Below are 12,145 nucleotides of genomic sequence, written 5' to 3' on the forward strand. Positions count from 1 at the left end.
CGCCGGGAATATGCCTGCTTGGCCGCTTCTACCTTGCCTACTTGCGGAGGATGCCGATTAATAGACAACCGACGCCTGCTAGAATCCAGATCAGCTTAACGGGGGACAGCTTATCCGAAAGTCCGATCAATCCGATCGTCGTCGTCGAGATCAGCACGAACGGTCCGACAAGCGCGAGCATGGAATTGACGACCAGCGCTTTCTGTACATCATTGAGCCGCAGCATGACGATCGCGGCCGTCACTTCGATCATGCCGGACAGTATCCGCAGCATCGCCATGCTGAACGCCGCTTTATCCATCACCAACTCATCTCCTTATCGTTTCTTCTAAATGGTTATGCGAATGGATAAGCCAACTTGTCTATTCCGTGAGATTAAGCAGACGGAAACGGGGAAGGCGCGGGAAGGATCGCGTGACACCTCGGGTTGGGCAATCGCATATATTGGCTTGTAATTCCACCTCTGACGACAACGAGGAGAGTTGAGCATGGAGATAACATCGATGAACACCGAGTGGCCTGCACGGTTAACGGACCCGACGGGCTTACGGCAAGCGAAGCCCCGAGCAAAGGGCCTGACGATGGTCATAGACAAAGGCGTAGGCATGCACGCGTATACCGATTTAATTCAAACGTCCGGGGAGTATATCGATATTATTAAGCTCGGCTTCGGCACGTCGGCGCTTTATCCGCTCGGTCTTCTGAGAGATAAAGTGGAGCTCGCGTCGAGACATGGAATTACGGTTATTCCCGGAGGCACTTTGCTGGAAGCCGCTATCAAGCTTGATGTCGTGCCCGCCTTTTTCCGCCAAGCGATGGCCGTCGGGTTCCATGGCATCGAAGTTTCGGACGGCACGATATCGCTCGGACGCATCGATCGCGATAATCTGATTCGCGACGGCGTCAGCCTTGGATTTAAAGTGTACACGGAGTATGGGAAAAAACTGCTCGGATCCCGAATCGACGTCGAGCAATTCGCCGCGACGGCCGAGCGCGACTGGGCATGCGGCGCCGAGCTTGTGACGGTCGAAGCGCGCGAGTCCGGCGTCGGCGTCGGCTTGTTCGACGAGCGGGGCAACTGCCGCGAACAGGAGCTGCGGTTCATGGCGACCGCGGTTCCGCAGCTCGACCGCATCATGTGGGAAGCGCCGCTGAAAGATCAGCAAGTCCAATTGCTTAAAGCGCTCGGATCGGACGTGAACCTTGGCAACGTATCCGTCTTAGACGTGCTCTCGCTGGAAACGATGCGAAGAGGTCTCCGGTCGGATACGTTCGAGCTCCATCGTCCAAGTTTCATTGCCGATTACATGATCTAATCCGGGCATACGGGCAGGCCTCGCGTTCTAAACGCGGGGCTTGTTCCATATCGTGTACCATCTAGCTATACGGAGTGGGAGTGTGTCGCCTGCATGTATGGAGATTTGGTGCTCGTCGCGCTTATCATCATTGGCCTAATAGGCCGCTCGCCCATTATTACGACCGCCGCCTGCTTATTATTGATCGTCAAGCTCGTCCATCTGGAGCGGTATTTGCCTTCCATCGAACGCAGAGGCATGGAGCTGGGCCTGTTGTTCCTGACGCTGGCCGTACTGGTCCCGTTCGCTTCGGGCAAAGTACAAGCCAAAGACATTATGAACGCCTTCTCCGGATGGATCGGCTGGGTCGCCTTGATGGGCGGCGCCATCGCAACCTTCCTGAACAGCCGCGGCCTGGAGATGCTGCGGGTCGACCCGCAGTTGATCGTCGGCATCGTCATCGGCTCGATCGTCGGCATCTTGTTCCTGCGCGGCATTCCCGTAGGTCCGCTCATGGCCGCCGGTCTAACCGCGCTGTTCATTAAAGTTATCCAGTTATTCGTCGGGAAGTAGGACGTGGAGCCGGTATCGGCTTCGTTCGTTCATGACCGGTTAGCCGTACTTCGCGTCCCGAACAAGGGGGCGTCCCTGGTCTCTTAATAGACCTCCGGGACGCCTCTTTGCGTATTGGAAGGGATCCAAACCTATGTTAAAATGTAAAGGAAAGTCAAAAAGACAATTTATTGTTATGCTGCCTGGTCGCAAGGAGCGAGTTATTCAATCACATGAATGGAGGTCAGTGACGAGATGACAACTTCAAAAAATGATCGGATTCATTCATCTGTAGATCCATCCGCAAATCTGAGGGAGTTGCATAAGTCTTCAGCGGCTGTAACACAGAATGAAACTTGCTTACGGTTATACAAGGAGCTCATGCAGCCTTGTGACGAACTTGCCGACGCGGAAGCGACGCTGGATCCCGCTCAATGGAAATGCGCCCCGCTGGATGAACTGCCATTGTCTTCGGCCGCCAACGTCTTGAGTATCGTGAACTACGCTTACAACGCAAGGTTCTTGAACGATGGCTTTGACTATGCCGAGGTCATTAGCATGGAATCGTTGAGCACACCTTCCGCGCGTACGCTCGTCGTATATCAGTCTATCGGCGATCGGCTATTAGCGCTCGGCACTTGGAGAGTCGTATGGGGGGATTGTCTAGAATCCTTCGAACTCTTCGAAATGAATTCCGGGTATCCATGGCCGCACGAGGAAGGAAGCACAATCCCCAAACAGACCGCCGAAGTCAGCAGACTAGCTTTTCACCCTATTCTGGATGTCGGGAATCACGCAAGTATAAAGATGCACAAATTGGCATTAAGAATGAAGCAACGAGCCTTTCGGTTGTTATGGGCTGAAGGTATTCGCTGTATGCTGGCCGAGCGCGTGGAATTGTTTTATTTGATCATGACCCCCGCAGTCAGAAGATTTCTTGAAAGTTGCGGCGTGCAATCAAGGGCCGTCGACGGCGCAAGCCATAAGGACCGTGAAGAAACGAAGCAGATGCGCATACAGTTCAACAATTATTGGCGCCCGGGCGCCCCCCGCCTCGGAGATGCCCGCATTGTACACCGCGCTATGGGAGTTACTGAATACTCAGAAAGAACGCAACAAGTATCCGTCGGACGAATTGTTGATGGAAATCGCCCGGCGAAGGCAGATGAGCCAAACAAGCCCGCCGCTTTATCATCCTGTATTTTATCGGCTTCAGGCGGAGGAAGATTGTAAGCGCCTTCAAGAATTGTTCGAGCAGCATTCGGACATTCAGGTTAGAGACGAAATCGAAGGACAGTTGGCTGAATTAATCAAGTCGCGCCACCCCTACCGCAAATATACGGAAGACGAGCTAAAGGTAGCCGTTCATCGGCACGCAGGCGCGACCCCGATGGAACAGTACGGAGTGTGGGTCTATTATCCATGGCTGCGTACGTTGACGCACTTACTGGACGAGCAAGAATTCGTCCTGCTGCGCACGAACCGCAACCGTTACAAAATTACGGACGAAGAACAGCAAGCGCTCGCCGGCAAAAAAGTCGGGATCATCGGACTCTCCGTCGGACAGTCTATTGCCGTTACGATGGCGATGGAACGCGGGTTTGGCGAAATCCGTCTGGGAGATTTCGATACGTTGGAGCTAACCAACCTGAACCGAATTCGAAGCGGCGTGCACAATCTCGGGGCGGCCAAAGTCATCGTCACCGCCAGGGAGATCGCCGAGATTGATCCATTTTTAAAAGTCATTTGTTACACAGAGGGGGTAAATGAGGAGAATATCGACCGGTTTATGCTGGATGGAGGCAAGTTGGATATTATGGTCGACGAATGCGATAGCATCGACATGAAAATATTGGCGCGGCAACGCGCGAAGGCGCACCGCATTCCCGTCGTTATGGATACGAGCGATCGGGGATTGCTGGATATCGAACGATTCGACCTCGATCCGGCTCGCCCGATCCTCCACGGACTCATCGGCAACCTTGATTATCAGATGCTCAAAGGTTTAACCACCGAAGATAAAGTGCCTTATATCTTAAGGATCATCGGAATAGATGCCATATCCAAACGGATGAAAGCCTCGCTCGTCGAAGTCGAGAAGAGTATCAGCACTTGGCCGCAATTAGCCTCCGCCGTCGTGCTCGGAGGCGCGCTAGGAGCGGACGTATGCCGCAGGATCTCTCTCGGCCAACATCAGCATTCCGGTCGCTACTATGTAGATCTTGAGCAGGCGGTTCCTGATCAAGCGATGGAAGTTCCCGAGCACGAGCCGAATTTCTTGTTAACCGCAAAGGGACATCATCCATTGGAGAGGCCGATGTCGTTGTCGATAGATGAGATGACGCGAAGGATTCGAATGTGCGACCGGGTAGACGCGGGCGCTATCCGCTTATCGAAGGAACAGGTGCGGCATCTTGTCGAGCAAGCCGTTATGGCTCCATCCGGCGGCAATGTCCAACCCTGGCAATGGGTGCATGAACCGGGGCGATTGCATTTATTCCTTGATCCGTCCAAGCCGGATACTTTCCTGGACGCGCACCGCATTGCCGCCTACATGTCGCTTGGCTCGGCGGCGGAGAATTTGACGCTTGCCGCTTATATGCTCGGCTTGCAAGTCCGCTCTCGGCCGTTTCCGGTCGAAGACGACCCGGCATTCGCGTGCAGCTTTGAATTTTTCCATGACAAATCTCGGGCCAACGATAAATTTGCCTATTTAGCCGAATTCATTCCTCGTCGCATAACCAACCGCAAAGCAACCGGAAGGAAGAGTATCTCCATCGAGTCGCTCGATCGCATCAAGCAAAGCGCGGAATCGATACAGGGCGCCAAGATGCACTTGCTAGATAAAGCCGAACAGCTTGATGAGATCGGACAAATCATTGCTTCGGCGGAACGAATGCGAATTTTGCATCCCGAAGCGCATGCCAATATGGTATCCGAGCTCCGTTGGACGGATGAAGAAGTCACCGCGACGAGAGACGGCGTAGACCTTGCGACGTTGGAATTAACGACGACGGATTGGGCAGGCATCCGAATAACGAGCGACCCGTCTGTCGTTGCGCTTATTCGAGATTGGAGAGGCGGCGCGAACTTGGAGAAAGTCCCTCGCAAAATGCTCGCGTCCGCATCGAACGCAGCGCTGATTACGATGCCCTCCAACCGTCCTATCGATTATTTCAACGGCGGACGCGCCGTACAACGAGCCTGGCTCGAAGCGACCAAGCAGAACGTGGCCTTCCAGCCGCTATCCGTAGTGACCTATATGTTCTCTCGACTGTTCCATTACGGAGAGGAGCGGTTCATGCAGCCTTCCATGGTCGCCGAGCTGAAACGGTTGCGCAGCCGCTTTGTGACGTTGTTTCCGATTGCGCCCGGAATGGGCGAAATCTTCTTATTCCGATTAGGCGTGGAAGAAGCGCCGCGAATCCGCTCTCTCCGCAGATACGCGGACGATGTGTTGTCTTTCGTTGACATCTGAAGATAAAATCCGCCGCTTTAGCAGTGTTGCAGCAAAAAAAGAACAACGGCACCGACTGCCGTTGTTCTTTCGTATGGCAAAAAACTTATCTGCGTTCTTGAGGACCGCCGACGAACACGCTGTCCGCCGTATCCAATCCGTACGCCGTATGAAGCGCGCGCACGACGTCTTGCACTTTGTCGGCGGCGATGACGCAGGATACTTTGATCTCGGACGTGCTGACCATCTTAATGCTTACGCCGACGCTCGAGATCGCTTCGAACATCGTAGCCGCGACGCCAGGGTTCGACACCATGCCCGCCCCTACGATCGATACTTTCACGAGGCCTTCCTCGTAAGATACTTCGCGGTACGGCACGGACGATTTGATGCTGGCAAGGACGTCGATCGCTTTCGCGCGGTCTGCGTTCGATACCGTGAACGAGAAATCCGCTTTGCCGCCTTGCACGCCGCTTTGAACGATGATATCGACATCGATGCCGTTGCCCGCGAGCGCGCCGAACATTCTGGCGAGCACGCCGGGTACGTCCTCTACGCCAAGCACGCTGATGCGCACGACGTTCTTATCGTAAGCGATGCCTCGTACAACCATTCCTTGCTCCATCTCTGCTTCCTCCCTGACCAACGTGCCTTCGTTATTCGTGAAGCTGGAACGCACGACAAGATTCACCTTGTTGTGCTTCGCGTATTCGACCGCGCGCGGATGCAGCACGGCTGCGCCGAGGTGCGCAAGCTCGAGCATCTCGTCGTACGAGATCGTATCCAGTTTGCGCGCGCATTTCACGACCCGGGGGTCGGTGGAATATACGCCGTCAACGTCCGTGTAGATTTCGCATACGTCCGCGTTGATCGCCGCCGCGAGCGCCACCGCCGTCGTATCGGAGCCGCCGCGTCCGAGCGTCGTAATCTCTCCGCTCTCCGTCATGCCTTGGAACCCCGCTACGATCACGATGTTCTCTTCATCTAACGCCTTGAAAATACGATCCGGCGATATATCGTTAATGCGGGCTTTGGCATGCACGTCTTCGGTAACGATGCCCGCTTGCCAGCCCGTATACGACTTCGCGCTATGTCCGAGCTTATGAATCGCCATCGACAGCAAGGCTACGGATATTTGCTCTCCCGTCGTGAGCAGCATATCCATCTCGCGAGCAGGCGGATTGGCGTTGATCTCGTTCGCCTTGTCGATCAGATCATCCGTTGTATCGCCCATGGCCGATACGACGACAACGACGCGGTTGCCTTGCAGCTTCCTGTCGACGATTCGCTGGGCTACCCGACCCATCCGCTCCGTAGAGCCGACGGAGCTGCCGCCGAATTTCATTACGATCAATGACACCCGTACTTCACTCCTCAAGTTAAATCCTAGCATGAGAAAAATTATTTATTGATACATTCAGTATATTATAGCACAAGTACAAATGCCCAAAAATAATAAAATCCTTGTTTTTCGCAAAAGTTTGCGAAAAACAAGGATTCGCGTCGATGGATTGGCGGCCTTACGCGCGGGAGACGTACTTGCCGTCACGCGTGTCGATCGTCAGCACGTCGCCTTCGTTGATGAAGAGCGGCACTTGAACGCTAAAGCCGGTTTCGAGCTTCGCGCTCTTCGTCGCGCCTTGCGCCGTATTGCCCTTCACGCCCGGCTCGGTCTCGACGACTTTCAAATCCACGCTGTTCGGGATGTTGATGCCGATGATCTCGCCTTTATAGCTCGTGATGTTAACGTTCATGTTCTCAATGAGGAAGTTGATCTCCCAGTCGAGCTGCTTCTTGTTCAGCTCGAACTGATCGAACGTCTCGTTGTCCATGAACGTGTATTCGGAACCGGAGTTGTACAAATACTGTACCGCGCGGTTCTCGATTTGCGCGCGCGCCACGGTCTCGCCGGCGCGGAACGTCTTCTCGACGACGTTGCCGTTGCGCAGGTTTTTGAGCTTGGAACGGACGAACGCCGCGCCTTTGCCCGGTTTAACGTGTTGGAAGTCGGTTACGGAGAAAATATCTCCTTCCACTTCGATGGAAAGGCCTGTTTTAAAATCGTTTACGGAAATCACTGCAAAAATTCCCTCCTGTGGAAACGTCCCGTCCGCTTAATCCAAAGTTATCAATTGTTTAGGGGAACGGGTAAGAATTTGGATCCCGGTTTCCGTCATTACGACGTCGTCCTCGATTCTAACGCCTCCGAAGCCGGGGAGATAGATGCCGGGTTCGACCGTAACTGTCATTCCGGGGGTCAAAACGGTATCGCCGGTAAGGGAAAGACGAGGCGCTTCGTGGATTTCCATCCCGAGTCCATGGCCGGTCCCGTGGCCGAAACATTCACCATAACCATACCTTGTGATGATATCCCGCGTCAAGGCGTCTCCTTCTTTGCCGGTCATGCCTGGCGCGAGGTGTTCAAGCGCGTATTGCTGCGCCTCTAGAACGAAGCCGTAAATTTCGCGATGCTTGTCGCTTGGCTTGCCCACGACGACAGTCCGCGTAATATCGGAGCAATAACCTTTATAGTATGCGCCGAAATCGAGTTTGACGAACTCGTCCCGCCCGATTGTCTTGTCGCTGGCGACGCCGTGCGGAAGCGCCGAACGTTCGCCGCTCGCCACGATCGTGTCGAAGGAGGAGCTCGTCGCTCCCTGCGAACGCATGAACACTTCGAGCTCGAGCGCGATTCGCGCCTCCGTAACGCCGGGTTTGATGAATCCGAGAATGTGCTCGAACGCGCGGTCGGCCAAATCCGCCGCTTCCTGCATGATCGCGATTTCGCTTTCGTCCTTCACCATGCGAAGCTGCTCCACGATCGCTCCGGCAGGCTGAAGCCGGGCGAACTCGATCGACTTCTCGAGCTCGCGGTAAGAGGCGAATGTCATATCGGCGTCTTCGAACAGCAGCGTCTTCACGCCCCATTGCGCGAGCACGTCCGCGATCGTATCGTTCATCGCTTTGCCGTGCTCGATGATCTCGAAGCCTAGCGCTTGTCGCGGGGCTTGTTCGCGATACCGGAAATCCGTAATGAGCGCGGCATGGCTCTGCGCGATTAATAGAACGCCGGCGGAACCGGTAAAGCCGGATAAGTAACGACGATTGACCGGATGGGTGACCAGCAAGGCGTCCCCGTTCGACTTCGCCAGCAACCCCCGTAACCGGGCTACGCGTTGGTTTGGCATAATTAGTAGTTTCCTCCTCGCCTTATCCCCGTTGTCGTTCGGCTTGAACGTGTCGGCAAAGGGCTTGAAGCCCCAACTCGTAGCTGAGCGGGCCGAACCCCGATATTTGTCCGATAACGACCGGAGCCGTGACGGATACGTGCCGGAAAGCCTCGCGCTTATGGATATTGGATAGATGGACTTCGACCGCTGGTAGTCCAACGGCGGACAAGCCGTCTCTAAGCGCATAGCTCGTATGCGTCAGCGCGCCCGGATTGATTAAGATCCCGTCGCATTTCCCGTACGCCGCATGGATTTCGTCCAGCAATGCGCCTTCGTGGTTCGATTGAAAGAAACGAAGCTCCGCGCCGAGCGTCTCGGCCAGAACGGTCAAATCCGATTCGATCTGCGCCAGCGTCAGCGTGCCGTATACGCCCGGCTCGCGAATGCCGAGCATGTTGAGATTCGGTCCGTGCAAAACGAGTATGCTAAGCATAACCTTGTTCTCCTCCCGCTACCGGCGTCCGTTGTCCGATCGATCGTCAGCCGTCGTGCCGGTAAAGTTCACCTGACATTGTAACATACGGCAAGGGAGTTGGAAAACGATTCTATGAGATGCCGAGGATCAGGCGGAAGGCTGCGGCGAGCCTTGGGGAGCCTGGTTCGCCGGCTCGCGCTCCGATTCGTCGTGCAGTTCGAAGGCGATGCTGTAGCCGATGAACAATCCCCATACGAGGTAGAGGCACAAATCGGTAACGATGCTCAACCAACCGACCGTGCGCAAAGGCTGCACGGCTCCGATCATCGGTCCGAGGAGCGCGTAGAATATTCCCCACCAGGCCGCTCCGAACGCCAGTCCCGGCCAAGGCCCCCGGAGCGTTCCGAGCACGAGCCAATAGACGATCGCGGCTACGATCGACATCGCGATGAACGCCAGCCATCCGGCGAACTGCCACCATCCCGAACCGAGCGCGCGATTGGGTAAGAACGGATCGAGCAAATAGGCTTGCGTCACTTCCGTGAAATTAAGTCCGGTCGCCAGCCACCTCGCGAGCCCCCATATCACGCCGGCGTAAAAACCGACAACGAGCGTATTCCGCAGCGCTTTCGCCGTTATCGTGCTTTCCGGACCGTCATCGCGCCCCGTTCTTCTTCGTGCCGAATGATTCTCCGCCATGCTGATCATCCTTTGGTCGTATTGGAAAAACTGCGATATAGTATGACCCCGCGTCCCGCCGATTAATCGACGGTTCCGCGCCACATCCTTTCCCTGTGGCAATCTAGACCCCAATCTAGTAATATAAAGTTTATATACAAAGAAGCAGGTGGTACGATATGTCGCAACAACCTACGTCGATTTACGGCGGACAGGCGGTCATAGAAGGCGTTATGTTCGCCGGCAAACACGTACACGTTACCGCGGTACGCCGCAAAGACCAGCAAATCACGTTTTTCGAGGTTCCCAAGAAACCGCAGCGGATATTGCCCAAGCTGAAGAGAATCCCTTTCCTTCGCGGCGTGATCGGCATCGTCGAATCCGCTGCCAAAGGCTCCCAGCATTTGACCTATTCCGCCGAGGCTTACGCCGAGGACGAAACCGGACCGGAAGAGAAGAGCGAAGCCAAGCCTAAAGAACGTTGGAATTTAACGATGATTCTAGGCGTTGCTATTGTCGGCGTCCTTTCCTTCGTGGTCGGCAAACTTATTTTTACGTTAGTGCCGACTTTTTTGGAAACGATGATCTTTGGACAAGCATTCGAGAATAAGATATTGCACAACCTGCTGGAAGGCGCTATCAAAATCGTCTTCCTGCTCGCCTACCTCTGGTTTATCTCCCAGACGCCGTTAATCAAACGTCTTTTTCAATACCATGGCGCGGAGCACAAAGTAATCAGCGCCTATGAAGCGGGAGCGGAACTTACGGTAGACAACGTGCAGAAGTTCAGCCGTCTGCATTACCGTTGCGGAAGCAGCTTCATCATTTTCACCGTCATCGTAGGCGTCATCATTTATTCCTTCTTCGATTGGGACACGATGGGAGAACGCATCCTGCAACGGATCGTCTTGCTTCCCGTCGTGCTTGGAGTATCTTACGAAGTGTTGAGATGGACGAACGCCCTCCGGGATATTCCGGTGCTCAAATGGCTTGGCGCTCCCGGGCTATGGTTGCAGTTGCTCACGACCAAAGAACCGCACAACGATCAAGTTGCCGTATCCATCGCATCTTTCAACCGCATGAGAGAGCTTGACCGGCAGGTTAGTCCATCCTGATCGGAGGTACGCTATGCGAAAACGAATCGAGCCTTGGTTCTTCGTCGTCATCGCCCTTGCCGTAATCGGCATTGCCGATAGCTTCTCCCGCGGCGCGTTAGGGACGCTGATTATCCCGCTCGCGCTTGTGGCGATCGTCTTCTTGCTGTACAAATTTCCGCCGAGCCGGTTTAAGAAGCCTCGCTATCGCGGAGCGTCGCAGGGCCTCAATCGCAAAGAACCCGCGAAGCTCGGCGCCAAGCCGGCCGCCAAGCGCCGCGCTTCCCCGTTCACCGTCATCGAAGGGCGCAAGAATAAAGAGGACGAACCGCCCAAGTATCATTAATCGCATAGTAACGCCCTCCTGCGATCTCTTCCGCCGGAGGGCGTTACTATTATTGTCGGGCACCGAACGTGATTCTTCCTTGGGGAGGCCGCCACGCGGCGAAAAACTTCTCCCCCGCCCGCACGCCGGACTGGTACAGTTCGCCGCTTTGCTCCGGGGTCAGATGGAATTGCGTCGTACGCACGCCCATCGCGGGAATTTTAATCGTTCGCGCCCGATTGTGCTGCTCGATATAGCGTTGATCGTGAGCGCTGAGCATCGTCTCGAACATCGCTTGGAACATCGTTATCGGTCCGTCGATGCGGTGAGGCTGCACGTCCGATATGCCTACCGTCTGGAATCCGAGCACGGGCTCGGCGGCAGCTCCGGGCGATTGCCGATCGAACAGCCACAGCGGAAAGTTGCTCAGCAATCCGCCATCCACGATATAGGACGATTTCATCCTCGTCGCCTCCTTGAGCCGCTGCGGCTGACGGATGATGACAGGATCGAAGAAATAAGGAATGGACGTGCTCATTCGGATCGCCTTGGCGACCGGCAGCTGCAGCGGATCGATATCGTAGACCGCGATGTCCTGGGGCAGGACGAGCAATTTGCCGTTCGTAATGTCCGAGGCGATAATTTGCAGCTTCCCCGGAGGCAAGTCGGCGAAAACGCGAATTCCTTTCGCTTTCAGAATGCCGTAGATCCATTGCTCCAATCCGTCGCCGGAATACAGCCCTTTGCGCAACAGAAGCCTGATGGCGGGGCCGACCACTTTCGCGTTAAACAACGCGGAGCGCTTAAGAAAGCTGCTGAACGGCGTGCTTTCGATAATCAGCCTAAGCTCGGCGGCGCTATACCCCGCCGCGAGCAACGCGGCAACGATGCTGCCCGACGACGTTCCCGCCACGCGATTAAATAAGACGCCGTTGTCGGTTGCCGCTTTGACCGCCCCGGCAAGGGCAATTCCTTTAACGCCGCCGCCTTCAAAGACGGCGTTAACGGTAATCCGGCTCATGACTGCACCCCCTCGCAACCGCGATAAGTACGTCAACCCCCATCCTCCACATGTTTATGCCGCCGATCCATCCTCTAG

At 55.2% G+C, this 12,145-nt stretch carries 13 protein-coding genes; 6 read left to right on the top strand and 7 right to left on the bottom strand.

Going from position 1 to position 12,145, the window contains the following annotated elements:
• Positions 1-37: 37 nt before the first annotated feature.
• The gene (locus tag COHPA_RS0104820) at positions 38-301 is read right to left on the bottom strand and encodes a YqhV family protein (protein WP_027085069.1); all 264 of its coding nucleotides are present in this window, start codon (positions 299-301) and stop codon (positions 38-40) included.
• A 187-nt stretch (positions 302-488) separates the two neighbouring features.
• On the opposite strand from COHPA_RS0104820, the gene comA reads away from it, so the two are divergent.
• From comA to COHPA_RS24790, 4 genes are all read left to right on the top strand, one after another.
• A complete protein-coding gene (gene comA / locus COHPA_RS0104825; protein WP_027085070.1) occupies positions 489-1,316 on the top strand; it encodes a phosphosulfolactate synthase in 828 nt (275 codons plus the stop codon).
• Between the two features lie 93 nt (positions 1,317-1,409).
• Complete coding sequence (locus COHPA_RS0104830) at positions 1,410-1,868, top strand: DUF441 domain-containing protein (protein WP_027085071.1); 459 nt, start codon at positions 1,410-1,412, stop codon at positions 1,866-1,868.
• A gap of 234 nt (positions 1,869-2,102) precedes the next feature.
• Complete coding sequence (locus COHPA_RS25790) at positions 2,103-3,080, top strand: hypothetical protein (RefSeq protein WP_027085072.1); 978 nt, start codon at positions 2,103-2,105, stop codon at positions 3,078-3,080.
• Positions 3,013-5,325, top strand: coding sequence for an Rv1355c family protein (locus COHPA_RS24790; RefSeq protein ID WP_169733247.1), 2,313 nt, complete (start codon positions 3,013-3,015; stop codon positions 5,323-5,325). The genes COHPA_RS25790 and COHPA_RS24790 overlap by 68 nt, the downstream gene beginning before the upstream one ends.
• Positions 5,326-5,410: 85 nt before the next feature.
• Here COHPA_RS24790 and COHPA_RS0104845 read toward each other — a convergent pair whose 3' ends face one another.
• From COHPA_RS0104845 to COHPA_RS22970, 5 genes are all read right to left on the bottom strand, one after another.
• Positions 5,411-6,664: an aspartate kinase gene (locus tag COHPA_RS0104845; protein ID WP_027085074.1), complete on the bottom strand. Its 1,254-nt coding sequence runs from the start codon at positions 6,662-6,664 to the stop codon at positions 5,411-5,413.
• 160 nt (positions 6,665-6,824) lie between these two features.
• Complete coding sequence (gene efp, locus COHPA_RS0104850) at positions 6,825-7,382, bottom strand: elongation factor P (protein WP_027085075.1); 558 nt, start codon at positions 7,380-7,382, stop codon at positions 6,825-6,827.
• Between the two features lie 36 nt (positions 7,383-7,418).
• Positions 7,419-8,492, bottom strand: a complete 1,074-nt coding sequence (locus COHPA_RS0104855) for a M24 family metallopeptidase (RefSeq protein ID WP_027085076.1) — start codon at positions 8,490-8,492, stop codon at positions 7,419-7,421.
• 22 nt (positions 8,493-8,514) lie between these two features.
• Positions 8,515-8,967, bottom strand: coding sequence for a type II 3-dehydroquinate dehydratase (gene aroQ, locus COHPA_RS0104860; RefSeq protein ID WP_027085077.1), 453 nt, complete (start codon positions 8,965-8,967; stop codon positions 8,515-8,517).
• Between the two features lie 129 nt (positions 8,968-9,096).
• A complete protein-coding gene (locus COHPA_RS22970; RefSeq protein ID WP_027085078.1) occupies positions 9,097-9,648 on the bottom strand; it encodes a YqhR family membrane protein in 552 nt (183 codons plus the stop codon).
• A gap of 158 nt (positions 9,649-9,806) precedes the next feature.
• Here COHPA_RS22970 and COHPA_RS0104870 point away from each other — a divergent pair, with 158 nt between their 5' ends.
• A complete protein-coding gene (locus COHPA_RS0104870; RefSeq protein ID WP_027085079.1) occupies positions 9,807-10,742 on the top strand; it encodes a DUF1385 domain-containing protein in 936 nt (311 codons plus the stop codon).
• 13 nt (positions 10,743-10,755) lie between these two features.
• Complete coding sequence (locus tag COHPA_RS0104875; RefSeq protein ID WP_027085080.1) at positions 10,756-11,067, top strand: hypothetical protein; 312 nt, start codon at positions 10,756-10,758, stop codon at positions 11,065-11,067.
• Between the two features lie 49 nt (positions 11,068-11,116).
• Here COHPA_RS0104875 and COHPA_RS0104880 read toward each other — a convergent pair whose 3' ends face one another.
• On the bottom strand, positions 11,117-12,058 hold the full coding sequence (locus tag COHPA_RS0104880) for a patatin-like phospholipase family protein (protein ID WP_035120077.1): 942 nt from the start codon (positions 12,056-12,058) through the stop codon (positions 11,117-11,119).
• Between the last annotated feature and the right edge of the window lie 87 nt (positions 12,059-12,145).

The sequence above is a fragment of the Cohnella panacarvi Gsoil 349 genome (genome assembly GCF_000515335.1).
GTDB lineage: Bacteria > Bacillota > Bacilli > Paenibacillales > Paenibacillaceae > Cohnella > Cohnella panacarvi.

Excerpts from the sequence above, each read along its gene's own strand:
- COHPA_RS0104870 (WP_027085079.1), top strand. The coding sequence starts at position 9,807 with ATGTCGCAACAACCTACGTCGATTTACGGCGGACAGGCGGTCATAGAA.
- COHPA_RS0104820 (WP_027085069.1), bottom strand. The coding sequence starts at position 301 with ATGGATAAAGCGGCGTTCAGCATGGCGATGCTGCGGATACTGTCCGGC.
- aroQ (WP_027085077.1), bottom strand. The coding sequence starts at position 8,967 with ATGCTTAGCATACTCGTTTTGCACGGACCGAATCTCAACATGCTCGGC.
- COHPA_RS0104875 (WP_027085080.1), top strand. The coding sequence starts at position 10,756 with ATGCGAAAACGAATCGAGCCTTGGTTCTTCGTCGTCATCGCCCTTGCC.
- COHPA_RS0104830 (WP_027085071.1), top strand. The coding sequence starts at position 1,410 with ATGTATGGAGATTTGGTGCTCGTCGCGCTTATCATCATTGGCCTAATA.
- COHPA_RS24790 (WP_169733247.1), top strand. The coding sequence starts at position 3,013 with ATGAGCCAAACAAGCCCGCCGCTTTATCATCCTGTATTTTATCGGCTT.
- COHPA_RS22970 (WP_027085078.1), bottom strand. The coding sequence starts at position 9,648 with ATGGCGGAGAATCATTCGGCACGAAGAAGAACGGGGCGCGATGACGGT.
- COHPA_RS25790 (WP_027085072.1), top strand. The coding sequence starts at position 2,103 with ATGACAACTTCAAAAAATGATCGGATTCATTCATCTGTAGATCCATCC.
- comA (WP_027085070.1), top strand. The coding sequence starts at position 489 with ATGGAGATAACATCGATGAACACCGAGTGGCCTGCACGGTTAACGGAC.
- COHPA_RS0104855 (WP_027085076.1), bottom strand. The coding sequence starts at position 8,492 with ATGCCAAACCAACGCGTAGCCCGGTTACGGGGGTTGCTGGCGAAGTCG.